Origin of the sequence: Dyella caseinilytica (genome assembly GCF_016865235.1) — a bacterium.
Classification (GTDB): domain Bacteria; phylum Pseudomonadota; class Gammaproteobacteria; order Xanthomonadales; family Rhodanobacteraceae; genus Dyella_B; species Dyella_B caseinilytica.
The window spans coordinates 3,290,589-3,313,091 of sequence record NZ_CP064030.1; the positions used below are offsets into that span (position 1 = coordinate 3,290,589).

The window sequence follows — 22,503 nt, forward strand, 5'->3', positions numbered from 1 at the left end:
CGGTCGCCCGCTATTCAAGGCTCTAAGAACGCCTTGTTATAAGAGTGCAGCCTCTATGTGCTGCATCTATCGATCGCTGGAAACGCACTGCATTTTCAGCAAGTTGTTCAAAGCTGAGGGCGATCTAAGTCGATCGCCCTCCTTTACATCAGCCCAGCTGCATGCCGTGCGACAAACCCGGCGGCGGCCAGTTTTCCAGCTTCATGCCCAGGGCGAGACCACGCACGCCGAGGACATCCTTGATTTCCGTGAGCGACTTCTTGCCAAGATTTGGGGTCTTGAGCAGCTCCACTTCGGTCTTCTGTACCAGATCGCCGATGTAGTAGATGCTCTCGGCCTTCAGGCAGTTCGCCGAACGCACGGTGAGTTCCAGATCGTCGATCGGACGGAGCAGCAACGGATCAAAACCGCCCTTCTCCGCCTTGTCCGTGGCGCTTTCGCGGCGCGAGAAGTCACCGAACACCGACAACTGGTCGTTGAGGATTTCGGCGGCCTTGCGGACCGCGTCTTCCGCACCGATGGTGCCGTTGGTTTCGATATCCAGCACCAGCTTATCGAGGTTGGTACGCTGCTCCACACGAGCCGCATCCACTTCGTAAGCCACACGCAACACCGGCGCAAACGAAGCGTCGAGCTGCAAACGACCGATCGGACGCGCCTCATCATCAGGATGCTGACGCGAGCTGGCCGGCTGATAACCGACACCACGACGCACCTTCAGGCGCATGTTGAGCGCGATATCCTTGGTCAAGTGGCAGATCACGTGCTCGGGGTTGATGATTTCCACCGAGTGGTCGACGACGATGTCGCCGGCCGTAACCACGCCCTTGCCCTTCTTGGCCAAGGTTAGGGTGACTTCGTCACCTGTGTGCTGACGAATGGCCACCTCCTTGAGGTTCAGCAGGACTTCGATCACGTCCTCCTGCAGGCCTTCAAGAGTGGTGTACTCGTGCAGCACGCCATCAATTTCAACCTCGACGATGGCACTGCCAGGGATCGAGGAGAGCAACACGCGGCGCAGCGCGTTACCCAGGGTGTGACCAAAACCACGCTCGAGCGGCTCCACCACGACCTTGGCGCGATTCGGTCCGAGCTGCTCGACGCTGAGGCCGCGAGGCCGCAGCACGCTAGTTGACGAAACTGCCATGCAGGGCTCCGGTTGATTACTTCGAATAAAGCTCGACGATCAACGCTTCGTTGATGTCGGTCGGCAGGTCTGCACGATCCGGCACCGACTTGAACGTGCCGGCGAACTTCTTGCTATCCACTTCCACCCACTGCGGGCGCAAATCCATGGTGTCGAACACAGTGCCGGCTTCCTGCACACGCAGCTGGCTGCGCGCGCGGTCAGTCACAGCAATCTCGTCGCCCGGGCGGACCTGGTAGGACGGGATATTGACCTTCTTGCCGTTGACCAAGATGCCCTTGTGCGAGACCAACTGGCGAGCCTGGGCGCGGGTGACCGCGAAACCCATGCGATAGACCACGTTGTCTAGGCGACTTTCGAGCAGGCGCAACAGGTTCTCACCCGTATTGCCCTTAAGGGTCGAAGCCTTGGTGTAGTAGTTGCTGAACTGACGCTCAAGCACACCGTAAATGCGCTTGACCTTCTGCTTTTCACGCAGCTGAACAGCATAGTCGGACATACGGGCGCGCTTGTTGGCGCCATGCTGACCGGGCTTGTTCTCCAGCTTGCACTTGGAATCGATAGCGCGCGCCGGGCTCTTCAGGCTCAGATCCGAACCTTCGCGACGCGCGAGTTTGCAGGTAGCTCCACGATAACGTGCCATGGTTATGCTCCTTAGACGCGACGCTTTTTGGGGGGACGGCAGCCGTTGTGCGGAATCGGCGTGACATCGATGATGTTCAGAACCTTGTAGCCGAGGGCGTTCAGCGAACGCACCGCGGATTCACGGCCCGGGCCTGGGCCCTTGATACGCACTTCCACCGTCTTTACACCGTAATCGCCAGCGGCGCGGCCTGCCTTCTCGGCAGCAACCTGCGCAGCGAACGGGGTCGACTTGCGCGAACCGCGGAAGCCCGCGCCGCCTGCAGTCGCCCAGGACAGCGCATTGCCCTGACGGTCGGTGATGGTAACGATGGTGTTGTTGAAGGATGCCTGCACGTGGGCCACCGCATCGGTGACAACGCGCTTGACTTTCTTCTTGGTCTTAACTGGCTTTGCCATGTTCGGAATCCAAATCTCTTAAGAAGCGATCACTTCTTGATCGCGCGGCGCGGACCCTTACGGGTGCGCGCGTTGGTACGCGTGCGCTGGCCGCGCACCGGCAAGCCACGGCGGTGGCGCAGCCCGCGGTAGCAACCCAGGTCCATCAAACGCTTGATGGCCATACCGACTTCGCGGCGCAGATCGCCTTCCACGACATATTTCGCGATTTCGTGGCGGATCTTCTCCACCTCGCCTTCGCTGAGCGACTTGATCTGCACGTTCGGGTTTACACCCGCCGCTTCGCAGACCTTCTTGGCCCGGCTGCGGCCGATGCCAAAAATGCTCTGCAGGCCAACCCAGACATGCTTCTGGACCGGCAAATTGACACCCGCAATGCGCGCCATGATGTACTTTCTCCGATGCTTTCTTGCGCGGTAAACGCGCAATTCTAACCTTAATCAAACTGTCAGGAAAGCCCTGCGGCACCTCGTGCCGCCCTCTTTCCACCCCGACCTCACCTGCAGCCTCAGCCGCGGCGCAGATTGGCCTTCTTAAGCAACCCTTCGTACTGGTGGCTGACCAGATGCGCCTGCACCTGAGCCGTAAAATCCATCACCACCACTACAACGATCAGCAGTGACGTACCGCCGAAGTAGAACGGGACATGCCAGGCGTTCTGCATGAACGTTGGCACCAGACAAACCAGCACGAGGTAGAGGGCACCCACACCGGTCAGACGGGTCATTACGGAATCGATGTACTCAGCCGTCGAGCGACCCGGGCGGATACCCGGAATCAGCGCGCCAGACCGCTTGAGGTTATCGGCCGTGTCCTGCGAGTTGAAAACGATCGCCGTATAGAAGAAGGCGAACGTGATCACCAGTACTGCGTAAATAATGTCGTACAGCGGTTCACCGGGCGTGAGCACCTGCACCACGTCCTGCAACCAGCGGGCCTGGTGGCTGGCGTTGCCCCAGGTCGCCGCCATCGCTGGGAACATGAGGATACTGTTCGCGAAAATCGGCGGAATCACACCTGACATGTTGATCTTGAGCGGCAGATGCGAGGTTTGGTTCATGTACGAACGCTGACCACCCGAGCGCCGTGCATAGTTCACGGTGATGCGACGTTGCGCACGCTCCATGAACACCACAAACGCCGTCACCGCCAGCACCAGAGCCACCACCATGACCAGCTTGATCGTGCTCAGCTCGCCGTTACCCGACATGGACAGCGTGTGCGCCACCGCGCCCGGCAGACCAGCAACGATACCCGCGAAAATCAGCAGCGAAATGCCGTTGCCGATACCGCGCTCGGTCATCTGCTCACCCAGCCACATCAGGAACATGGAGCCGGCGGTCAAACCCACCACCGAGGACAGCACAAAACCAAACCCGGGCATGTACACCACCGGCATGCCGCCACTGGACTGCTTCATCAGCGCCATGGCGATACCGAAGGCCTGGAAGGCCGACAGGCCGACCGTACCGATACGGGTGTACATCGTCAGCTGACGCTGACCAGACTGCCCTTCTTTGCGCAATGCCTGCAGGCTCGGGATCACGGAACCCATCATCTGCACCACGATCGATGCCGAGATGTAGGGCACCACGCCCAACGCAAACACTGAGAAACGCCCCAGCGAACCGCCCGAGAACATGTTGAACATGTCCAGCAGGCCGCCGCTCTGGCCAATCAAATTGGCCATCGCGTCCGGGTTCACACCCGGCACCGGGATGAACGAGCCGAGGCGGTACACGATCAACGCACCAATCACGAAGAAGATGCGTTGACGCAGCTCGGTCAACTTGCCGAGCGATCCGACCGATGTGCCCTTGGCTGCGGCCACGTGTGATTACTCCACGCTGCCGCCGGCTGCCTCGATGGCAGCCTTGGCGCCAGCTGTTGCCAGCACGCCGGACAACTTCACCGCACGGCCGATCTCGCCCTTGGCGACAACCTTGACCTTCTTGGCGCGGCTGTCGATCAGGCCAGCCTGATGCAGCACCACCACGTCGATCACATCCGCCTTCAAGTTAGCCAGCTGATACAGGAACACTTCCTGGCTCTCGGCCTTCTTCTTGGAACGGAAGCCGACCTTGGGCAGGCGGCGCTGCAGCGGCATCTGACCGCCTTCGAAACCAAATTTGTGGGTGCCGCCGGCACGGGCGTGCTGACCCTTGTGGCCGCGACCGGCAGTCTTGCCCAGGCCCGAGCCGATACCGCGACCAACGCGCAGGCGCGTCTTGCGCGAACCAGCAGCCGGCTTGATGTCATTAAGACGCATGATGCTTACTCCTCGACCCGCACCAGGTAGTAGACCGTGTTGATCAAGCCGCGCACCTGCGGGCTGTCCTTCAATTCACGGACGTCGTTGAGCTTGTTCAGGCCAAGCGCCTTGACGCTCAGACGATGACGGCTCTGTACACCGCGCAGGCCCTTAACCAGGCGGACGCGGACAGTCTTATCGTTGTTAGCCATTGCCCAGCACCTCTTCCACGGTCTTACCGCGCTTGGCAGCAATCTGCTTCGGCGAGGCAATGGCCTGCAAGCCCTTGATAGTGGCGCGAACCAGATTGATCGGGTTACGCGAACCAACAGCCTTGGCCAGCACGTTCTTGACACCGACCACTTCAAGCACGGCGCGCATAGCACCGCCAGCGATCACGCCGGTACCTTCAGAGGCCGGCTGCATGAACACGCGGGCAGCGCCGTGGTTGGCCTTGATGGCGTACCAGAGCGTACCGTTGTTCAGATCGATGTTCACCATATTGCGGCGGGCGCGATCCATGGCCTTGGAGATAGCGACCGGCACTTCGCGTGCCTTGCCATAACCAAAGCCAACCTTGCCCTCGCCGTCGCCGACCACGGTCAACGCGGTGAAGCTCATCTGGCGACCACCCTTGACGGTCTTGGCCACGCGGTTGACGGCAATCAGCTTCTCGAGCAGGCCGTCTGAATTTTCACGATCAGTCGAAGACATATCTTTTCCGTATGCCCGGACAATCCGGGACTTTTACTTGCGGCAAAGCCGCTTGGAGTTGTTGTGTCCCTTGAAGAAGTGCGGCCACGGATGACCGCTTTCCCGCGCCGGGATAGCGCATTTAACTTTTAGAACTTCAGACCAGCTTCGCGAGCAGCATCTGCCAACGCCTTGATGCGGCCGTGGTAGCGAAAACCGGAGCGATCGAACGCAACGGCCTCGATACCAGCTGCCTTGGCGCGCTCTGCAATGGCTTTGCCGACGGCGGCAGCAGCAGTCAGGTTTTTGGTGCCCTTCAGGCCCTCAGCAACCGACTTCTGCACGGTCGAGGCAGCAGCCACCACCTTCTCGCCAGAGGCGTCGAACACCTGGGCGTAAAGATGTTGACCAGTGCGATGCACCGACAGGCGAGCCACCGCGAGCTTGCGGATGTGAGCGCGTGTGGACTTGGCGCGACGCAGACGGGCTTCATTCTTGTTCATAGTCATATTCCTCGGAAACGGATCGGCTTTCAGGCGGCTCTTTTGAAGCATGCAATCATGAATGACTGCTTCTTCGCGAGGGATCGCTTATGCCTTCTTGGCTTCCTTCAGGGTGATCTTCTCGCCGGCATAGCGCACGCCCTTGCCCTTATAGGGTTCCGGCGGACGATAACCACGAATCTTAGCGGCAACCTCTCCCACCAGCTGCTTATCCGAACCCTTGATCAGGATTTCGGTCTGCGACGGGGTTTCAATGTTGATGCCTTCCGGCGCATTGAAGACCACAGGATGAGAGAAGCCGAGGCTCAGGTTCAGCGCTTTGCCGGCCATCGATGCGCGGTAACCCACGCCGACGAGCTCCAGCTTGCGCTCGTAACCTTCGGACACGCCCTTGATCATGTTGGCGATCAGTGCACGCGCCGTACCGCCGAACTTATCCTCGGCGCCCTCGGCAACCTGGACGTTGGCAACGCCATTGTCGACGACCACCGACACGCCCGGCAGGGTGTGCGTGGACAGGGTACCCTTCGGCCCCTTCACGGAGATGCTGTCTTCTGCAATCTTGAGCTCAACGCCCTTCGGCAGAGAAATCGGTTTCTTGGCAACACGGGACATCAGGAGCTCCTTATGCGACCAGGCCGATGACTTCACCGCCCAGACCCTTGGCACGGGCCTGCGCATCGGTCAGCAGACCGGTGGAAGTCGAGATGATCGAAATGCCCAGACCGCCAAGCACCTTCGGCAGGTCACCCTTGCCGCGATACACACGCAGGCCCGAGCGGCTGACGCGCTCAATACGCTCAATAGCCGGACGGCCTTCGAAATACTTGAGCTTGATCTCGAGCACCGGCTTGCCTTCCTGGGTGGAAGTCTTGGCGTCGAGGATGTAGCCCTCGTTCTTGAGAAGGTCGGCCAGCGCCACCTTCAACTTCGACGACGGCACGCTGACAGCCTGCTTGCCCGTAGCCTGGGCGTTGCGGATGCGCGTAAACAGATCGGCGATGGGATCAGTCATGCTCATGAAAACTTCCTTCAGAGTGCACCGATATCCGATAAAACCGGAAATCAATTCTAGATTGTGTGCCGACACGTTCGTCGGCCTGCGGTATGCAGACCGTCGATCATAACAGCCTTTTTCGGTTTTTGCGAATATCGATGCTTCAAAGTCGCATCAACGGAGGCATGTCACCATGCCTCCGGGTCTGGCCCCACCCGCCCCAAGGAGGGACGGAGGGCCTTTAAAGGCTTACCAGCTAGCCTTGCGGAGGCCAGGAACGTCGCCACGCATGGTGGCTTCGCGGAGCTTGTTGCGGCCCAGGCCGAACTTGCGGTACACGCCACGCGGACGGCCCGACAGTTCGCAACGGTTACGCTGACGGCTTGGGCTGGCATCACGCGGCAGCTTCTGCAGCTTGGTCTGCGCTTCCATCTTGTCCTCATAGGAGGACTTCGGGTTCAGCACGATCGCCTTCAGTTCGGCGCGCTTGGCGGCGTACTTCTTGACGAGCTTGGTCCGCTTGATATCGCGGTTAACCATGGAGGTCTTTGCCATAAATCTCTCGCGACTCTCTTAGTTGCGGAACGGGAAGCTGAAGGCTTCCAGCAGCGCCTTGGCTTCTTCGTCGGACTTGGCGGTCGTGGTTATGGAGATATCCATACCGCGCATCGCGTCGATCGCGTCGAAGTCGATTTCCGGGAAGATGATCTGTTCCTTGATACCGAAGTTGTAGTTACCACGGCCATCGAAGGCGCGACCCGATACGCCGCGGAAGTCGCGGACGCGGGGCAGCGAAATGTTGATCAGGCGATCCAGGAATTCCCACATCTGGGCGCGGCGCAAGGTGACCTTGCAGCCAATCGGCCAGCCGTCGCGGATCTTGAACGAGGCCACGGACACGCGCGCCTTGGTCGTGATCGGCTTCTGACCGGCAATCTTGGTCATATCCGCCACGGCATTTTCGAGCACTTTTTTGTTGCCCGCGGCTTCGCCCACGCCCATGTTCAGCGTGATCTTGGTGATGCGGGGAACCTGCATCACGTTCTGGTAACCAAAACGCTCGGTGAGCTTCTGGATGACCTGTTCTTTGTAAAAGTTTTCTAGGCGCGTCATGACTTGTGTTCCTTACGCGTCCACGACCTCGCCATTCGAACGGTACACGCGGACCTTGCGCCCATCTACGAGCGTCTTGGCACCTACGCGTTCACCCTTGTTCGTGGCGGGGTTGAACAGCTGCACATTGGAGATATGGATCGAAGCTTCACGCTCGACGATGCCGCCAGCCTGGTTGGCCTGCGGATTCGGCTTGGTGTGACGCTTGACCAGGTTAACGTTGGAGACGAACACGCGATCGCCTTCAACGCGCAGCACGTCGCCGCGCTGACCTTTGTTTTTACCGGTGATCACGATGACCTGATCACCCTTGCGGATACGGTTCATGGTTCTTCTCCGCCTCAGAGCACTTCGGGTGCGAGCGAGACGATCTTCATGAACTTCTCGCCGCGCAGCTCACGAGTCACGGGCCCGAAAATACGGGTACCGATCGGCTCGAGCTTATTGTTGAGGAGTACGGCCGCATTACCGTCGAAACGGATCAGCGAACCATCGGCGCGGCGCACACCCTTGGCGGTACGAACCACCACGGCATTGTAGACCTCGCCCTTCTTCACCTTGCCACGCGGAATGGCATCCTTCACGGTGACTTTGATCACGTCACCGATTCCGGCGTAACGACGCTTGGAACCGCCGAGTACCTTGATGCACATCAGTTCCTTGGCACCGCTGTTGTCGGCGGCGGAAAGCGTGCTTTGCATCTGGATCATGTCTGCACCCTCCCCTTAGACTTCGGCGCGCGTGACGATTTCGACCACGCGGTGATGTTTGGTCTTGGAAAGCGGACGGCATTCCGCGATGCGCACCACGTCGCCCTCGTTCGCGCCCAGATCGTTCTGCGCGTGGAGCTTGGTGGAGCGGCGCACGATCTTGCCCAGCAGCGGGTGCTGCACTTGGCGCTCGACCAGCACGGTAACCGTCTTTTCCATCTTGTTGCTAATGACGCGCCCCTCGAGGGTACGCACCTGTTTGTTGTTATCGCTCATCTCGGCCGTCCCTTACTTCTTTCCGCCGAGCACGAACTTCGTGCGGGCGATATCGCGCCGAACGCGGCGCAGCTGGTGCGGCTGGTTGAGCTGGCCGGTACCCTTTTGCATGCGCAGGTTGAACTGCTCCTTGCGCAGGTCCAGCAGGTGTTGCTTCAACTCTTCGGCCGACTTGGTTGTTAGGTCTTTGATGGCCATCACATCACCGCCCTGGATACAAACTGGGTCTGCACCGACAACTTGGCAGCGGCCAGGCGGAATGCCTCGCGCGCGGTAGCCTCGTCGACACCCTCGATTTCATAAAGCATGCGGCCCGGCTGGATCGGTGCGACCCAGTACTCCACGCCCCCCTTACCGGCGCCCATTCGGACTTCGATCGGCTTCTTGGTGATCGGCTTATCCGGGAACACGCGGATCCACAGCTTGCCGCCACGCTTCACGAAACGCGTGATGCAACGGCGGGCTGCTTCAATCTGACGCGCGGTGAGTGCACCGTGCGTGGTGGCCTTGAGGCCATACTCGCCAAAGCTGACGAGGTTGGCGCTGAAAGCCAGACCGTCATTGCGGCCCTTGAACTGCTTACGGTATTTGGTTCGCTTGGGTTGCAACATGGCAACTCTCCTTACTTCGTCCGCTCGCGACGGCCTTCACCGCCCTCGCGACGACCATCACGACGGCCCTCGCCACCCTCGCGCTCACGGCGCGGCTGAGCGGACTGCTCTTCCTTCGGCTCCTGTCCGACCTGCGACAGGTCGAAAATTTCGCCCTTGTAGATCCAGACCTTGATACCGATGATGCCGTAGGTTGTCTTCGCTTCGGCGGTACCGTAGTCGATGTCCGCACGCAGGGTATGCAGCGGCACGCGACCTTCACGGCTCCATTCGGAGCGGGCGATCTCGGCGCCGTTCAAACGACCGGACACGTTGATCTTGATACCCAGGGCGCCCAGGCGCATCGCATTGCCCACGGCGCGTTTCATCGCGCGACGGAACATGATGCGGCGTTCAAGCTGCTGAGCGATCGACTCGGCTACCAGCTGCGCATCGATTTCGGGCTTGCGCACTTCGTTGACGTTGATGTGCGCCGGAACGCCCATCATGTCGCTGACTTCCTTGCGCAGCTTCTCGATGTCCTCGCCCTTCTTGCCGATCACCACGCCCGGACGGGCGGTGTGAATCGTCACGCGGGCAGTCTTGGCCGGACGCTCGATCTGAATCTTCGAGATACCAGCAGCAGCCAGCTTCTTGCGCAGCATCTCGCGAACCTTCAGATCGGCAGCGAGGTACTGGGCGTATTCGCCCTTATTGGCGTACCACTTCGAGTTCCAGTCCTTGGCAATGCCGAGGCGGATACCGGTGGGATGAACTTTATGACCCATCGTCTACGTCCTCTCAGTTACCAACGACCACAGTGATGTGGCTGGTGCGCTTCAGGATGCGCGAACCGCGACCCTTGGCGCGGGCATACATACGCTTCATCGCCGGACCTTCATCAACGAAGATCTTCGAGACCTTCAGTTCATCGACGTCCGCGCCGAGGTTGTTCTCAGCGTTGGCAACGGCTGACAGCAGCACCTTGCGAACAAGGTGTGCGGCTTTCTTGTTGGTGAACTGGAGCACGTCGCTGGCACGGCCAACGGGCATGCCGCGGACCAGGTCAGCCACCAGGCGTGCCTTCTGCGCTGAAATGCGAGCGCTGCGCAGGATCGCTTTGGCTTCGGTGCTCATCACTTGCCCTTCTTATCGCCGCCATGGCCCTTGAAAGTACGGGTTACTGCGAACTCGCCGAGCTTATGCCCGACCATGTTCTCGTTAACCAATACCGGCACGTGCTGGCGACCGTTATGGATGGCGATGGTCAATCCCACCATTTCCGGCAGGATCATGGAGCGACGCGACCAGGTTTTGATCGGACGCTTGGAATTGGTGGAAACCGCAGCTTCCACCTTCTTCACGAGGTGAAGGTCGACGAACGGACCTTTCTTCAATGAACGCGGCATGACGGTTTCCTAATTACTTGCGACGACGCACGATGAACTGCTGCGTGCGCTTGTTGTTACGGGTCTTGTAGCCCTTGGTCGGCGTGCCCCATGGGCTAACCGGATGACGGCCACCGGAGGTCTTGCCTTCACCACCACCGTGCGGGTGGTCGACAGGGTTCATCACCACACCGCGAACGGTCGGGCGAATACCCTGCCAGCGCTTGACGCCGGCCTTGCCGAGCTTGCGCAGGCTGTGCTCGGAATTGCCTACTTCACCGATGGTGGCGCGGCAATCGACCGGCACGCGGCGCATTTCGCCGGAGCGCAGACGCAGGGTGGCATAGCCGGTTTCGCGAGCGATCAGCTGCACCGAGGCACCGGCCGAACGCGCAATCTGCGCACCCTTGCCTGGCTTCATTTCCACGCAATGCACCGTCGAACCGACCGGGATGTTACGCAGCGGCAAGCTGTTCCCAACCTTGATCGGGGCATCGTGACCCGAGACCAGGCGATCACCCACCGCCACGCCAGCCGGCGCGATGATGTAGCGGCGCTCGCCGTCGGCGTAGCACAGCAGCGCAATGTGCGCGGTGCGGTTCGGATCGTATTCCAGGCGCTCAACCTTGGCAGCGATGCCTTCTTTGTCGCGCTTGAAATCAATGATGCGGTAAGCCTGCTTGTGACCGCCGCCGCGATGACGCGTGGTGATGCGACCAAAATGGTTGCGACCACCCGTCTTCGACTGGCTTTCAGTCAACGGCGCGTACGGAGCGCCCTTGTGCAGCCCCTCGGTGCGGACGCTAACTGCGTCGCGGCGACCCGGCGAGGTTGGCTTGTGAGTAATTAGTGCCATCTGTCAAAACTCCTGGCTCAGGGCTTCGCCGACACGTCGATCGTCTGGCCTGCGGCGAGACGGACGTATGCTTTGCGCTTGCCCTGGCGGCTGCCCGCGCGAAAACGGAAGGACTTGGCCTTGCCCTTGGCGTTGACGAGGTTCACCTGCTCGACCTTGACGTCGAACATCTTCTCGACCGCATCGCGGACATCGGCCTTGGTTGCTTCGGGAGCAACCACGAAAACGTACTGGTTGCTCTCGGCAAGACGAGCAGCCTTTTCGGAGATGTGCGGCGCGCGCAGCGTATTGAGAATGCGTTCGTTGCTCATGCCAGCCACTCCTCAACCTTCTTCACCGCTTCAACGGTCATGACCACGTGGTCGGAACCGACGAGGCTGACCGGGTTCAGCGCAACCACATCCACCACATGGAGGTAGGGGATGTTGCGCGAAGCCAGGAACAGCGCTTCGTTGGCATCTTCCGACACCAGCAGCACGCGACCGGAAACCTGCAGCTCGGCCAGCTTGGCGATCATCGACTTGGTCTTCGGAGTCTCGATGCCGAAGCCTTCGACAACTTTCAGACGACCCTGGCGATTCAGCTCCGAAAGAATGGAGCGGATCGCCACGCGATAGGATTTGCGGTTGACCTTCTGCTCATAGCTACGGGGCTTGGCTGCGAACGTCACACCACCGCCCACGAAGATCGGGGCTCGGTAGTCACCGTGACGGGCGCCACCGCCCTTCTGCTTCTTGAACTTCTTGGTGGTGCCGGACAGTTCGCCGCGCGAGAGCTGTGCCTTGGTACCTGCGCGACCGCCAGCCTGATAGGCCACGACCACCTGGTGAACCAGAGCCTGCTTGAACTCGCCGCCGAACACTTCGTCCGACACGCTGAGCGGCTTGGCGCCAATTACATTGAGTTCCATGCCGTCTCTCCTCAACCCTTGGTGGTCGCGCGGATAACGACGTCGCCACCGGTAGCACCCGGCACCGCGCCCTTGACCGCGATCAGATGACGCTCGGCGTCGACCTTGACCACTTCCAGACCCTGCACGGTGCGATTGACTGCACCCATGTGGCCCGACATCTTCTTGCCCGGGAACACGCGACCCGGAGTCTGACGCTGACCGATAGAACCCGGCGCACGATGCGACAGCGAGTTACCGTGGGTGGCGTCGCCCATCTTGAAGTTGTGGCGCTTGATGGTGCCCTGGAAGCCCTTGCCCTTGCTGACGCCGGCCACGTCAACGATCTGACCGACCTGAAACACTTCGTCAGCCTTGATTTCAGCGCCGACGGCATACTTGCCGGCGTCAGCCGAATTCAGGCGGAATTCCCACAGACCACGACCCGGCTCAACCCTGGCCTTCGCATAGTGGCCCTTCTCAGCAGCATTCAGCAGACTGGCGCGCTTGACGCCAGCGGCAACCTGCACCGCGCTGTAGCCATCATTCTCTTCCGTCTTCACCTGGGTTACGCGGTTCGGCGTCGCTTCAATCAGCGTCACCGGAATCGAGCGTCCATCTTCGGTGAAGAGTCGGCTCATGCCGCATTTGCGGCCAACTAGTCCGATACTCATGTTCGTATCCTGTCTATCGCTCAACCGAGCTTGATCTGAACATCTACGCCAGCGGCGAGATCAAGCTTCATGAGCGCGTCCACGGTCTTGTCGTTGGGATCGACGATGTCCAGCACGCGCTTGTGGGTGCGGGTTTCGTACTGATCGCGAGCGTCTTTGTCGACGTGTGGCGACACCAGAATGGTGTAGCGCTCGATCTTGGTCGGGAGCGGAATCGGACCGAGAACCGTAGCGCCAGTGCGCTTGGCCGTCTCGACGATTTCGCTGGCCGAACGATCGATCAGACGATGATCGAACGCCTTAAGCCGAATGCGAATCTTTTGGTTCGCCATAACCGTGTCCTGTTATCTAAAGAACAAATCTGTGAATCGAGGTGGCTTCTCACCGCCTCGCACAACCCATAGCACTGCAAGCCTTACAACAGATCTCCTGGACCCATATCACGCTCCAGAAGACCCCAAAACGCCGGGCAGGCCGTATGCCGGCCTGCCCAGACATATAACGTGTGCGGAAATCCATACGGAAACAGAGGCTTAGCTCTAAAACCAGGAGATCCCCGCAACATCCTTGTTAGCGAACTCGAAGCACTTCCTGTGCCTCATTTCGCGGTAGGCCCCACAACATAGCAGATGTGGAGCGAGTTAACTCAGCAACTATAGCGGATCTTTCGCTATAGGACAAGCACTCGCAAGAAACCGCCTGCAAGACAGGCGGTTTCCGTACAGCAACTTACTTGGTGATCTTGGCGACGACACCGGCGCCGACCGTACGGCCACCTTCGCGGATCGCGAAACGCAGACCTTCCTGCATCGCGATCGGCGCAATCAGCGACACCGAGATCTTCACGTTGTCGCCCGGCATCACCATCTCCGTACCTTCCGGCAGCTTGATCGCACCGGTCACGTCCGTCGTACGGAAGTAGAACTGCGGGCGGTAGTTGCTGAAGAACGGCGTATGACGGCCACCCTCTTCCTTCGACAGCACGTAAATCTCGCCTTCGAAGTCAGTGTGCGGCGTGATCGAACCCGGCTTGGCCAGCACCTGGCCGCGCTCCACGTCTTCACGCTTCGTGCCGCGCAGCAGCAGACCCACGTTATCACCCGCCTGGCCCTGATCCAGCAGCTTGCGGAACATTTCAACGCCCGTCACCGTCGTCTTGACCGTCGGCTTCAGACCCACGATCTCGATTTCGTCGCCAACCTTGATGATGCCCGTCTCCACACGACCGGTCACCACCGTGCCACGGCCAGAGATCGAGAACACGTCTTCCACCGGCATCAGGAACGCCTTGTCCAGCACGCGCACCGGCTCCGGAATGTAGCTGTCCAGCGCGTCCACCAGCGCAATGATCGCCGGCACGCCGATTTCCGACTGGTCGCCTTCCAGCGCCAGCTTGGCCGAACCCTTGATGATCGGGGTGTCGTCGCCCGGGAATTCGTACTTGCTCAGCAGCTCACGCACTTCCATTTCCACCAGCTCGAGCAGCTCGGCGTCGTCCACCATGTCGGCCTTGTTCAGGAACACGACGATGTACGGCACGCCCACCTGGCGGCTGAGCAGGATATGTTCACGCGTCTGCGGCATCGGGCCGTCCGCGGCCGAGCACACCAGGATCGCGCCGTCCATCTGCGCCGCACCCGTGATCATGTTCTTCACGTAGTCAGCGTGGCCCGGGCAGTCCACGTGTGCGTAGTGGCGGTTCGGTGATTCGTATTCCACGTGCGCCGTCGAGATCGTGATACCGCGCGCCTTTTCTTCCGGCGCCGCGTCGATCGCGTCGTATGCCTTGAACTCACCGCCGAATCGCTCTGCGCCAACCTTCGTCAGCGCCGCCGTCAGCGTCGTCTTGCCGTGATCCACGTGACCAATCGTGCCCACGTTCACGTGCGGCTTGGTGCGTTCGAATTTACCCTTTGCCATGACTCAAACCTCTGAAAGAACTGTGTTGTTTGGAGAAGGAGGCCTTATCAGGCCTTCTTCATGACCTGTTCGGCGATATTGTTCGGCGCCGGTTCGTAATGATCGAATTCCATCGTAAAGGTGGCACGACCCTGCGTCTGAGAGCGGAGCGAGGTGGCGTAGCCAAACATCTCACCAAGCGGAATCATCGCATTGATGGTCTTGCCCGACGGCGTATCGTCAGAACCCTGCAGCACACCACGACGACGACTCACGTCGCCCATGACGTCACCGAGATAATCTTCGGGCGTCACGATTTCGACCTTCATGATGGGCTCCAGCAAGATCGGCAGCGACTGCTTCGCGCCTTCTTTGAAGAGCTCCCTGAACGCGCCATGGGCGGCGATCTTGAAGGCCATTTCCGACGAATCAACGTCGTGGTACGAACCAAATACGAGCTTCGCCTTCACACCCACCACTGGAAAGCCGGCGAGCTGACCGCTGGTGATGGATTCGCGAAGACCTTTTTCCACGGAGGGAATGTATTCCTTCGGAACCACACCACCCGTGATGTCATTGACGAAGAGGAAATCATCCTTCACGTCCGGGCTCTTGCGGTCTTCGTCAGTCATCTTCGAGAACTCGATGACCACGTGACCGTACTGACCCTTACCACCCGACTGTTTGGCGTGCTTGAAGTCGGCCTTATAAGCGCCCTGGATCGTTTCGCGATAAGCCACCTGCGGCTTGCCGACGTTGGCTTCCACGTTGAACTCGCGCTTCATGCGGTCAACAAGGATGTCCAGATGAAGCTCGCCCATGCCGGAAATGATCGTCTGCCCCGACTCCTCGTCGGTACGCACACGGAACGACGGATCTTCCGCAGCCAAGCGGCCGAGGGCGATACCCATCTTTTCCTGATCCGACTTGGTCTTAGGCTCGACCGCCATCGAAATCACAGGCTCAGGGAATGTCATGCGCTCCAGCGTGATGACGTGATCCTGCGAGCACAGCGTATCGCCAGTGGTGACGTCCTTCAGGCCGACCGCGGCAGCGATATCGCCCGCGCGGACTTCCTTGATTTCCTGGCGTTCGTTGGCGTGCATCTGCAGGATACGGCCGATGCGCTCTTTCTTCGACTTCACCGGGTTGTACACAGCATCGCCAGCATTCAGCGTGCCCGAATAGACACGGAAGAAGGTCAGCGAACCGACGAATGGATCGGTCATAATCTTGAACGCAAGCGACGAGAACGGAGCACTATCTTCAGCAGCGCGTGCCTCTTCCTGCTCTTTCTCGTTGACGCCTTTTACCGGCGGACGATCGGCTGGCGACGGCAGCAATTGGATCACCGCGTCGAGCATGGCCTGCACGCCCTTATTCTTGAACGCGGTACCGCAGAACACCGGGATCAGCGTATTCGCCAGCGTACCGGCGCGCAGACCCTTGATGATCTCTTCCTCGGAAAGGTCGCCCTCTTCCAGGTACTTGTTCATCAATTCTTCGGACGTTTCGGCTGCAGCCTCGATCATGAAGTTGCGCGCCTTGTCGGCAGCATCCTTCAGGTTGGCCGGAATGTCCTGGTATTCGAACTTCATGCCCTGGGATTCCATATCCCAGATGATCGCCTTCATCTTGATGAGGTCGATCACACCTTCGAAGTTGTCTTCGGCGCCGATCGGCACCTGCATCGGCACCGGATGAGCACCCAGGCGCGACTTCAACTGCTCAACGACCTTGTTGAAGTTGGCGCCGGTGCGATCCATCTTGTTGACGAATGCAAGGCGCGGCACGCTGTACTTGTTGGCCTGGCGCCACACCGTTTCAGATTGCGGCTGCACACCACCCACGGCGCAAAGCACGAACACCGCACCATCGAGCACACGCAGCGAACGCTCGACTTCGATAGTGAAGTCCACGTGACCGGGGGTGTCGATGATGTTGAAGCGATGCTCGGGCAAGGAACGATCCATGCCCTTCCAGAACGCCGTCGTTGCCGCCGACGTAATGGTGATACCGCGTTCCTGCTCCTGCTCCATCCAGTCCATCGTGGCCGCGCCATCGTGCACTTCGCCAATCTTGTGACTGACGCCTGTGTAGAACAGGATGCGCTCGGTGGTCGTGGTCTTACCGGCATCGATGTGGGCCATGATGCCGAAGTTGCGATAGCGCTCGATGGGAGTGGTGCGGGCCACGGTACTAACCTCGAATCCTTACGATACTACTTACCAGCGGTAGTGCGAGAAGGCCTTGTTGGCTTCTGCCATGCGGTGCGTTTCTTCGCGCTTCTTGATGGCGCCGCCACGGTTTTCCGAGGCTTCCAGCAATTCAGCAGCGAGCTTGCGCGGCATGGAGGTCTCGCCACGCTTGCGCGCAGCTTCGATCGCCCAGCGCATGGCCAGCGCCATACGACGACCCGGACGCACTTCGACCGGCACCTGATACGTAGCACCACCGACGCGGCGAGACTTCACCTCGACGGCCGGAGCGATGTTGCTCAGCGCCTTTTCGACGAGCTGCACCGGCTCGGCATGCTTCTCGCCGAGATGGGTCAGCGCACCGTAGACGATGCTTTCGGCAACGGACTTCTTGCCGCTCTTCATCACCATGTTGATGAAACGGGCGATGAGCTGGCTGCCGTGCTTGGGATCGGGCAGGACCAGACGGGCGGGATGTGAACCTTTACGCGACATGTTTCGTGTCCTTTAACTTAGCTCTTCGGGCGCTTGGCGCCGTACTTCGAACGAGCCTGGCGGCGCTTGGCAACGCCGGCGCAGTCGAGGCTGCCACGGACGGTGTGGTAACGCACACCCGGCAGATCCTTCACACGACCACCACGGATGAGCACCACCGAGTGCTCCTGGAGGTTGTGGCCTTCACCACCGATGTAGCTGATGACCTCGTAACCGTTGGTCAGGCGCACTTTGGCGACCTTACGCAGGGCCGAGTTCGGCTTCTTCGGGGTGGTGGTATACACGCGCGTGCAAACGCCGCGACGTTGCGGGCTGCTTTGCAGGGCCGGAGAAGCGCTCTTGTAGCTCTTCGGGCTGCGGGATTTGCGCACCAGCTGATTGACTGTCGTCATGCCTAGCTATTCCTGGGAAACATAAAGGCAGACCGAGTAAACCGGTCTGCCGAGAAGCGGGAATTTAACATGGGCGCCTTACCTCAGGCAAGAAAACGCCCGCCATCCTTGACTCGAACACGAGGCGCATTCCATGCGCCTCATTTCGTATGTCGGCGAGTAGAGCCGTTCGGGGCTTACTCAACACTTGCATCAGTGCCTACCGGCGCTTCCGCAAAGGAAGCCTGGGTGGAACCGGAAAGGGTTTCCAGCTCCGAGGCGGTCAGACCGCCGTGGCGATGACGCTGCGCGTGATACGCCAGACCCGTACCTGCCGGAATTAGACGGCCGACAATAACATTTTCCTTCAGGCCACGCAAGGTATCGCGCGTGCCACGAACCGCCGCCTCGGTAAGGACGCGGGTGGTTTCCTGGAACGAAGCCGCCGAGATGAACGACTCGGTCGCCAACGATGCCTTGGTGATACCCAACAGCACGGACTGGAACTCCGCCCGACGCTCGTCGCGGGCTTCCGCACGATCGTTCTCGGCATTGATCCGTACGCGCTCCACCTGCTCACCGCGCAGGTAGTGGCTCTCGCCCGGCTCGGTGATCTCAACTTTACGCAGCATCTGACGAATGATCGTTTCGATGTGCTTGTCGTTGATCTTCACACCCTGCAGACGGTAGACGTCCTGAATTTCCTTGACGAGGTAGGCAGCCAGCGGCTCGACACCCAGCAGGCGCAGGATGTCGTGCGGATTGGGCTCGCCGTCCACGATGGTTTCGCCCTTCTCCACGTGTTCGCCTTCGAACACGATGACCTGACGCCACTTCGGAATCAGCTCTTCGTGCTCATTGCCGTCCACGTCCTTGATGATCAGACGCTGTTTACCCTTGGTGTCCTTGCCGAAGCTGATGATGCCCGAACGCTCCGCGAGGATCGCCGGCTCCTTCGGCTTGCGGGCTTCGAACAAGTCGGCCACGCGCGGCAGACCACCGGTGATGTCGCGGGTCTTCGACGTTTCCTGCGGGATACGGGCAACCACGTCACCCACGCCCACTTCGGCACCGTTCTGGATCGACACGATCGCACCGGCCGGCAGGAAGTACTGCGCAGCGATGTCGGTGCCCGGCAGCTTGAGCTCACGGCCCTTGCTGTCTTCCAGGCGCACGATCGGACGCAGATCCTTGGCAGCCGTACCACGACGCTTCGGATCGGTGACCACCGCCGATTCCAGGCCGGTCAGTTCGTCGGTCTGGCTCTGCACGGTGACGCCATCGAGGAAGTCGATGAAGCGCACGGTACCGGCCACTTCCGACACGATCGGGTGGGTATGCGGATCCCAGTTGGCAACCGTCTGGCCAGCCTTGACCGGCGCGCCATCCTTGACTGCGATGGTGGCACCGTAAGGCACCTTGTAGCGCTCACGCTCGCGACCGTTGGCGTCAATCACCGACACTTCGCCCGAACGCGACACGGCCACCAGATGACCCTGGGTGTGCTGCACGGTCTTCAGATTGTTGAACTTCAACGTACCGGTGGTCTTCACCGAGACGTTGTCGACTGCAGCCGCACGCGACGCCGCACCACCGATGTGGAACGTACGCATCGTCAGCTGGGTACCCGGCTCACCGATCGACTGCGCAGCCACCACGCCCACGGCTTCACCCATGTTCACCAGGTGACCACGTGCGAGGTCGCGGCCGTAACACAGCGCACAAACGCCGTGGCTGGCCTTACAGGTAATAGAGGAACGCACCGAGATCGACTGCACGCCAGCCTTGTCGAGCTTCTCGACCAGCGCTTCGTCCAGCAAGGTGTTACGCGTAACGATCGGCTCGTCATCGCCACCCGGTGCATAGACATCTTCGGCCACCACACGGCCAAGCACGCGCTCGCGCAACGGCTCGACCACGTCACCGCCTTCGACGATCGGCTGCATGATCAAACCTTCCTCGGTACCGCAATCGGTCGAGGTGATGACCACGTCCTGCGCCACGTCGACGAGGCGACGGGTGAGGTAACCGGAGTTCGCCGTCTTCAACGCCGTATCCGCCAGACCCTTACGAGCACCGTGCGTGGAGTTGAAGTACTGCAGAACGTTCAAGCCTTCGCGGAAGTTCGCCTTAATCGGCGTCTCGATGATCGAGCCGTCCGGACGAGCCATCAAACCGCGCATACCAGCCAGCTGACGAATCTGCGCCACCGAACCACGGGCGCCGGAGTCGGCCATGATGTACAGCGAGTTCATCGACTTCTGGTTGACCGTCTTGCCTTCGATATCGGTCACCTTGTCGGTACCGATACCGTCGATCATCGCCTTGGCAACGAGCTCGTTGGTGCGCGACCAGATGTCGACCACCTTGTTGTAGCGCTCGCCAGCGGTCACGAGACCCGACTGATACTGCTCCTGGATTTCGACCACTTCCTTCTCGGCTTCTTCCAGGATCGGCTTCTTCTCGGCAGGAATGATCATGTCATCGATGCCGATGGAGATACCCGCACGCGTCGCAAAACGGAAGCCCGTGTACATCAGATGGTCGGCGAAGACCACGGTGTCTTTCAGGCCCAGACGACGGTAGCTCTGGTTGATCAGGCGCGAAATGGCCTTCTTCGACAACTCGGTGTTGGCGAGTTCGAAGGGCAGACCTTCCGGCATGATTTCCGCCAAAAGTGCACGACCCACGGTGGTGTCGACCAGCGAAATGCTGCTGGTGCGCTCGCCACTGTCATGGATATGCACCTGCTTCAAGCGCACCTTGATTTTAGCGTGCAGCTCAACAGCACGATTGTCGTACGCACGGCGCACTTCGGCGATGCTCGAGAACACCATGCCGGCGCCCTTGGCATTCACCAGTTCGCGCGTCATGTAGTACAGGCCCAACACCACGTCCTGCGTCGGCACGATGATCGGCTCACCGTTGGCGGGCGAGAGGATGTTGTTGGACGACATCATCAGCGCGCGCGCTTCGAGCTGTGCTTCGATCGACAGCGGCACGTGCACGGCCATCTGGTCACCGTCGAAGTCCGCGTTGAACGCGGTACACACGAGCGGATGCAGCTGGATGGCCTTGCCTTCGATCAGTTTCGGCTCGAACGCCTGGATGCCGAGACGATGCAGCGTCGGTGCGCGGTTGAGCAGCACAGGATGTTCGCGGATCACCTCTTCGAGGATGTCCCACACCTGGCCTTCTTCGCGCTCGACCAGCTTCTTCGCTGCCTTGATCGTGGTGGCTTCACCGCGGTTCTGCAGCTTGGCGAAGATGAAGGGCTTGAACAGCTCCAGCGCCATCTTCTTGGGCAGACCGCACTGATGCAGACGCAGCGTCGGGCCGACCACGATCACCGAACGACCGGAGTAGTCCACGCGCTTGCCGAGCAGGTTCTGACGGAAGCGACCCTGCTTGCCCTTGATCATGTCGGCGAGCGACTTCAGCGCGCGCTTGTTGGTGCCGGTGATGGCACGGCCACGACGGCCGTTGTCCATCAACGCATCGACCGACTCCTGCAGCATGCGCTTCTCGTTACGCACAATGATGTCGGGCGCATTGAGTTCGAGCAGACGCTTCAGACGGTTGTTACGGTTGATGACGCGGCGGTACAGATCATTCAGATCCGACGTCGCGAAGCGGCCACCATCCAGCGGCACCAGCGGACGCAGGTCCGGCGGCAGCACGGGCAGCACGGTCATGACCATCCACTCCGGACGGTTGCCGGATTCCAGGAAGGCCTCGATCAGCTTGACGCGCTTGGTGAGGCGCTTGAGCTTGGTTTCGGAATTGGTCGAAGCGATTTCTTCCTTGAGGCGGATCACTTCACCCGGAAGATCCAGCGACTTCAGCAGCTCGAACACGGCCTCGGCACCCATGCGGGCGTCGAATTCGTCACCGTGTTCTTCCACGGCTTCGAGGTACTGGTCTTCGCTGAGCAACTGGCCGCGCTCGAGCGCGGTCAAACCCGGATCGATCACCACGAAGGCTTCGAAGTACAGGATGCGCTCGATGTCGCGCAGCGTCATGTCCAGCATCAAGCCGATGCGCGACGGCAGCGACTTGAGGAACCAGATGTGCGCGACCGGGCTGGCCAGTTCGATGTGGCCCATGCGCTCACGACGCACCTTGGCGAGCGTGACTTCGGTGCCGCACTTTTCGCAGACCACGCCGCGGTGCTTCATGCGCTTGTACTTGCCGCACAGGCACTCGTAATCCTTGGTGGGACCAAAGATCGCCGCGCAGAACAAGCCGTCACGTTCCGGCTTGAAGGTACGGTAGTTGATCGTTTCCGGCTTCTTCACCTCGCCGTACGACCAGGAACGGATCAGCTCCGGCGACGCCAGCGCGATCTTGATCGAGTCAAATTCAGGCGTGGTGCGCTGCTGATTGAACAGATTGAGCAAATCTTTCATTGC

At 60.1% G+C, this 22,503-nt stretch carries 31 protein-coding genes; all 31 read right to left on the reverse strand.

The genetic code is table 11. From position 1 onward, the window contains the following. Nucleotides 1-148: 148 nt before the first annotated feature. Nucleotides 149-1,147 carry a DNA-directed RNA polymerase subunit alpha gene (locus ISN74_RS14325; protein ID WP_188799877.1) on the reverse strand — a complete coding sequence of 333 codons (999 nt, stop codon included), beginning with the start codon at nt 1,145-1,147 and terminating at the stop codon, nt 149-151. 16 nt (nt 1,148-1,163) lie between these two features. Further along, entirely contained in the window at nt 1,164-1,790 is a 627-nt protein-coding gene (rpsD, locus tag ISN74_RS14330; protein WP_188799878.1) for a 30S ribosomal protein S4, read from the reverse strand. 11 nt (nt 1,791-1,801) lie between these two features. Further along, nucleotides 1,802-2,188 (reverse strand): 30S ribosomal protein S11, encoded by a 387-nt coding sequence (gene rpsK, locus ISN74_RS14335; protein WP_115477094.1) that lies wholly within the window; start codon nt 2,186-2,188, stop codon nt 1,802-1,804. A gap of 29 nt (nt 2,189-2,217) precedes the next feature. Next, entirely contained in the window at nt 2,218-2,574 is a 357-nt protein-coding gene (gene rpsM, locus ISN74_RS14340) for a 30S ribosomal protein S13 (protein ID WP_188799879.1), read from the reverse strand. A gap of 122 nt (nt 2,575-2,696) precedes the next feature. After that, entirely contained in the window at nt 2,697-4,019 is a 1,323-nt protein-coding gene (secY, locus tag ISN74_RS14345) for a preprotein translocase subunit SecY (protein WP_188799880.1), read from the reverse strand. Between the two features lie 6 nt (nt 4,020-4,025). Beyond that, entirely contained in the window at nt 4,026-4,457 is a 432-nt protein-coding gene (rplO, locus tag ISN74_RS14350; protein WP_188799881.1) for a 50S ribosomal protein L15, read from the reverse strand. A 5-nt stretch (nt 4,458-4,462) separates the two neighbouring features. Then, complete coding sequence (gene rpmD, locus ISN74_RS14355) at nt 4,463-4,651, reverse strand: 50S ribosomal protein L30 (protein WP_188799882.1); 189 nt, start codon at nt 4,649-4,651, stop codon at nt 4,463-4,465. Next, nucleotides 4,644-5,153, reverse strand: coding sequence for a 30S ribosomal protein S5 (rpsE, locus tag ISN74_RS14360; RefSeq protein ID WP_188799883.1), 510 nt, complete (start codon nt 5,151-5,153; stop codon nt 4,644-4,646). The genes rpmD and rpsE overlap by 8 nt, the downstream gene beginning before the upstream one ends. A gap of 128 nt (nt 5,154-5,281) precedes the next feature. Next, nucleotides 5,282-5,641, reverse strand: a complete 360-nt coding sequence (rplR, locus tag ISN74_RS14365; RefSeq protein ID WP_188799884.1) for a 50S ribosomal protein L18 — start codon at nt 5,639-5,641, stop codon at nt 5,282-5,284. An 81-nt stretch (nt 5,642-5,722) separates the two neighbouring features. After that, the gene (rplF, locus tag ISN74_RS14370) at nt 5,723-6,250 is read right to left on the reverse strand and encodes a 50S ribosomal protein L6 (RefSeq protein ID WP_188799885.1); all 528 of its coding nucleotides are present in this window, start codon (nt 6,248-6,250) and stop codon (nt 5,723-5,725) included. Between the two features lie 10 nt (nt 6,251-6,260). Then, a complete protein-coding gene (gene rpsH / locus ISN74_RS14375; RefSeq protein WP_188799886.1) occupies nt 6,261-6,656 on the reverse strand; it encodes a 30S ribosomal protein S8 in 396 nt (131 codons plus the stop codon). A gap of 225 nt (nt 6,657-6,881) precedes the next feature. Further along, nucleotides 6,882-7,187 (reverse strand): 30S ribosomal protein S14, encoded by a 306-nt coding sequence (gene rpsN, locus ISN74_RS14380; RefSeq protein ID WP_115477103.1) that lies wholly within the window; start codon nt 7,185-7,187, stop codon nt 6,882-6,884. 18 nt (nt 7,188-7,205) lie between these two features. Continuing rightward, nucleotides 7,206-7,745: a 50S ribosomal protein L5 gene (gene rplE / locus ISN74_RS14385; RefSeq protein WP_126673165.1), complete on the reverse strand. Its 540-nt coding sequence runs from the start codon at nt 7,743-7,745 to the stop codon at nt 7,206-7,208. 12 nt (nt 7,746-7,757) lie between these two features. Beyond that, complete coding sequence (gene rplX / locus ISN74_RS14390) at nt 7,758-8,072, reverse strand: 50S ribosomal protein L24 (RefSeq protein ID WP_188799887.1); 315 nt, start codon at nt 8,070-8,072, stop codon at nt 7,758-7,760. 14 nt (nt 8,073-8,086) lie between these two features. After that, a complete protein-coding gene (gene rplN, locus ISN74_RS14395; protein WP_126673167.1) occupies nt 8,087-8,455 on the reverse strand; it encodes a 50S ribosomal protein L14 in 369 nt (122 codons plus the stop codon). Between the two features lie 15 nt (nt 8,456-8,470). Then, nucleotides 8,471-8,731, reverse strand: a complete 261-nt coding sequence (gene rpsQ, locus ISN74_RS14400; protein WP_128899627.1) for a 30S ribosomal protein S17 — start codon at nt 8,729-8,731, stop codon at nt 8,471-8,473. Between the two features lie 12 nt (nt 8,732-8,743). Beyond that, complete coding sequence (gene rpmC / locus ISN74_RS14405) at nt 8,744-8,929, reverse strand: 50S ribosomal protein L29 (protein WP_128899626.1); 186 nt, start codon at nt 8,927-8,929, stop codon at nt 8,744-8,746. After that, nucleotides 8,929-9,342, reverse strand: coding sequence for a 50S ribosomal protein L16 (gene rplP / locus ISN74_RS14410; protein WP_115477109.1), 414 nt, complete (start codon nt 9,340-9,342; stop codon nt 8,929-8,931). Before rplP ends, rpmC begins: the two co-directional genes overlap by 1 nt. Before the next feature lie 11 nt (nt 9,343-9,353). Beyond that, nucleotides 9,354-10,109: a 30S ribosomal protein S3 gene (gene rpsC / locus ISN74_RS14415; RefSeq protein ID WP_188799888.1), complete on the reverse strand. Its 756-nt coding sequence runs from the start codon at nt 10,107-10,109 to the stop codon at nt 9,354-9,356. A gap of 13 nt (nt 10,110-10,122) precedes the next feature. Then, nucleotides 10,123-10,458 (reverse strand): 50S ribosomal protein L22, encoded by a 336-nt coding sequence (rplV, locus tag ISN74_RS14420; protein ID WP_188799889.1) that lies wholly within the window; start codon nt 10,456-10,458, stop codon nt 10,123-10,125. Then, the gene (gene rpsS, locus ISN74_RS14425; RefSeq protein WP_115477112.1) at nt 10,458-10,730 is read right to left on the reverse strand and encodes a 30S ribosomal protein S19; all 273 of its coding nucleotides are present in this window, start codon (nt 10,728-10,730) and stop codon (nt 10,458-10,460) included. Before rpsS ends, rplV begins: the two co-directional genes overlap by 1 nt. Before the next feature lie 13 nt (nt 10,731-10,743). Next, nucleotides 10,744-11,565 carry a 50S ribosomal protein L2 gene (gene rplB, locus ISN74_RS14430; protein WP_188799890.1) on the reverse strand — a complete coding sequence of 274 codons (822 nt, stop codon included), beginning with the start codon at nt 11,563-11,565 and terminating at the stop codon, nt 10,744-10,746. 17 nt (nt 11,566-11,582) lie between these two features. Next, nucleotides 11,583-11,876 carry a 50S ribosomal protein L23 gene (gene rplW, locus ISN74_RS14435; RefSeq protein ID WP_188799891.1) on the reverse strand — a complete coding sequence of 98 codons (294 nt, stop codon included), beginning with the start codon at nt 11,874-11,876 and terminating at the stop codon, nt 11,583-11,585. After that, the gene (gene rplD, locus ISN74_RS14440; RefSeq protein ID WP_188799892.1) at nt 11,873-12,475 is read right to left on the reverse strand and encodes a 50S ribosomal protein L4; all 603 of its coding nucleotides are present in this window, start codon (nt 12,473-12,475) and stop codon (nt 11,873-11,875) included. The genes rplW and rplD overlap by 4 nt, the downstream gene beginning before the upstream one ends. A gap of 11 nt (nt 12,476-12,486) precedes the next feature. Next, nucleotides 12,487-13,128 (reverse strand): 50S ribosomal protein L3, encoded by a 642-nt coding sequence (gene rplC / locus ISN74_RS14445; protein ID WP_188799893.1) that lies wholly within the window; start codon nt 13,126-13,128, stop codon nt 12,487-12,489. 20 nt (nt 13,129-13,148) lie between these two features. Then, nucleotides 13,149-13,460: a 30S ribosomal protein S10 gene (gene rpsJ, locus ISN74_RS14450; RefSeq protein WP_014402136.1), complete on the reverse strand. Its 312-nt coding sequence runs from the start codon at nt 13,458-13,460 to the stop codon at nt 13,149-13,151. Nucleotides 13,461-13,857: 397 nt separating this feature from the next. Further along, complete coding sequence (gene tuf, locus ISN74_RS14455; protein WP_188799894.1) at nt 13,858-15,048, reverse strand: elongation factor Tu; 1,191 nt, start codon at nt 15,046-15,048, stop codon at nt 13,858-13,860. Between the two features lie 47 nt (nt 15,049-15,095). Next, on the reverse strand, nt 15,096-17,222 hold the full coding sequence (gene fusA / locus ISN74_RS14460; RefSeq protein WP_188799895.1) for an elongation factor G: 2,127 nt from the start codon (nt 17,220-17,222) through the stop codon (nt 15,096-15,098). Nucleotides 17,223-17,252: 30 nt separating this feature from the next. Further along, nucleotides 17,253-17,720: a 30S ribosomal protein S7 gene (gene rpsG / locus ISN74_RS14465; protein WP_188799896.1), complete on the reverse strand. Its 468-nt coding sequence runs from the start codon at nt 17,718-17,720 to the stop codon at nt 17,253-17,255. A 17-nt stretch (nt 17,721-17,737) separates the two neighbouring features. After that, nucleotides 17,738-18,112 (reverse strand): 30S ribosomal protein S12, encoded by a 375-nt coding sequence (gene rpsL, locus ISN74_RS14470; RefSeq protein WP_049621827.1) that lies wholly within the window; start codon nt 18,110-18,112, stop codon nt 17,738-17,740. Between the two features lie 176 nt (nt 18,113-18,288). Continuing rightward, complete coding sequence (gene rpoC, locus ISN74_RS14475; protein WP_188799898.1) at nt 18,289-22,500, reverse strand: DNA-directed RNA polymerase subunit beta'; 4,212 nt, start codon at nt 22,498-22,500, stop codon at nt 18,289-18,291. Between the last annotated feature and the right edge of the window lie 3 nt (nt 22,501-22,503).

Excerpts from the sequence above, each read along its gene's own strand:
- rpsS (WP_115477112.1), bottom strand. The coding sequence starts at position 10,730 with ATGCCGCGTTCATTGAAGAAAGGTCCGTTCGTCGACCTTCACCTCGTG.
- rpsK (WP_115477094.1), bottom strand. The coding sequence starts at position 2,188 with ATGGCAAAGCCAGTTAAGACCAAGAAGAAAGTCAAGCGCGTTGTCACC.
- rplD (WP_188799892.1), bottom strand. The coding sequence starts at position 12,475 with ATGGAACTCAATGTAATTGGCGCCAAGCCGCTCAGCGTGTCGGACGAA.
- rplX (WP_188799887.1), bottom strand. The coding sequence starts at position 8,072 with ATGAACCGTATCCGCAAGGGTGATCAGGTCATCGTGATCACCGGTAAA.
- rpsE (WP_188799883.1), bottom strand. The coding sequence starts at position 5,153 with ATGTCTTCGACTGATCGTGAAAATTCAGACGGCCTGCTCGAGAAGCTG.
- rpmC (WP_128899626.1), bottom strand. The coding sequence starts at position 8,929 with ATGGCCATCAAAGACCTAACAACCAAGTCGGCCGAAGAGTTGAAGCAA.
- rplB (WP_188799890.1), bottom strand. The coding sequence starts at position 11,565 with ATGGCACTAATTACTCACAAGCCAACCTCGCCGGGTCGCCGCGACGCA.
- rpsN (WP_115477103.1), bottom strand. The coding sequence starts at position 7,187 with ATGGCAAAGACCTCCATGGTTAACCGCGATATCAAGCGGACCAAGCTC.
- rplN (WP_126673167.1), bottom strand. The coding sequence starts at position 8,455 with ATGATCCAGATGCAAAGCACGCTTTCCGCCGCCGACAACAGCGGTGCC.
- tuf (WP_188799894.1), bottom strand. The coding sequence starts at position 15,048 with ATGGCAAAGGGTAAATTCGAACGCACCAAGCCGCACGTGAACGTGGGC.
- rplO (WP_188799881.1), bottom strand. The coding sequence starts at position 4,457 with ATGCGTCTTAATGACATCAAGCCGGCTGCTGGTTCGCGCAAGACGCGC.
- rplF (WP_188799885.1), bottom strand. The coding sequence starts at position 6,250 with ATGTCCCGTGTTGCCAAGAAACCGATTTCTCTGCCGAAGGGCGTTGAG.
- rpsD (WP_188799878.1), bottom strand. The coding sequence starts at position 1,790 with ATGGCACGTTATCGTGGAGCTACCTGCAAACTCGCGCGTCGCGAAGGT.
- rpmD (WP_188799882.1), bottom strand. The coding sequence starts at position 4,651 with ATGGCTAACAACGATAAGACTGTCCGCGTCCGCCTGGTTAAGGGCCTG.
- rpsJ (WP_014402136.1), bottom strand. The coding sequence starts at position 13,460 with ATGGCGAACCAAAAGATTCGCATTCGGCTTAAGGCGTTCGATCATCGT.
- ISN74_RS14325 (WP_188799877.1), bottom strand. The coding sequence starts at position 1,147 with ATGGCAGTTTCGTCAACTAGCGTGCTGCGGCCTCGCGGCCTCAGCGTC.
- rplP (WP_115477109.1), bottom strand. The coding sequence starts at position 9,342 with ATGTTGCAACCCAAGCGAACCAAATACCGTAAGCAGTTCAAGGGCCGC.
- rpsH (WP_188799886.1), bottom strand. The coding sequence starts at position 6,656 with ATGAGCATGACTGATCCCATCGCCGATCTGTTTACGCGCATCCGCAAC.
- rpsG (WP_188799896.1), bottom strand. The coding sequence starts at position 17,720 with ATGTCGCGTAAAGGTTCACATCCCGCCCGTCTGGTCCTGCCCGATCCC.
- rplC (WP_188799893.1), bottom strand. The coding sequence starts at position 13,128 with ATGAGTATCGGACTAGTTGGCCGCAAATGCGGCATGAGCCGACTCTTC.
- rplV (WP_188799889.1), bottom strand. The coding sequence starts at position 10,458 with ATGAGCACCGAAGCCAAAGCGATCCTGCGCAGCGCTCGCATTTCAGCG.
- rpsL (WP_049621827.1), bottom strand. The coding sequence starts at position 18,112 with ATGACGACAGTCAATCAGCTGGTGCGCAAATCCCGCAGCCCGAAGAGC.
- rpsM (WP_188799879.1), bottom strand. The coding sequence starts at position 2,574 with ATGGCGCGCATTGCGGGTGTCAATTTGCCGGTCCAGAAGCATGTCTGG.
- rpsC (WP_188799888.1), bottom strand. The coding sequence starts at position 10,109 with ATGGGTCATAAAGTTCATCCCACCGGTATCCGCCTCGGCATTGCCAAG.
- rpsQ (WP_128899627.1), bottom strand. The coding sequence starts at position 8,731 with ATGAGCGATAACAACAAACAGGTGCGTACCCTCGAGGGGCGCGTCATT.
- rplR (WP_188799884.1), bottom strand. The coding sequence starts at position 5,641 with ATGACTATGAACAAGAATGAAGCCCGTCTGCGTCGCGCCAAGTCCACA.
- rplW (WP_188799891.1), bottom strand. The coding sequence starts at position 11,876 with ATGAGCAACGAACGCATTCTCAATACGCTGCGCGCGCCGCACATCTCC.
- rpoC (WP_188799898.1), bottom strand. The coding sequence starts at position 22,500 with ATGAAAGATTTGCTCAATCTGTTCAATCAGCAGCGCACCACGCCTGAA.
- rplE (WP_126673165.1), bottom strand. The coding sequence starts at position 7,745 with ATGACGCGCCTAGAAAACTTTTACAAAGAACAGGTCATCCAGAAGCTC.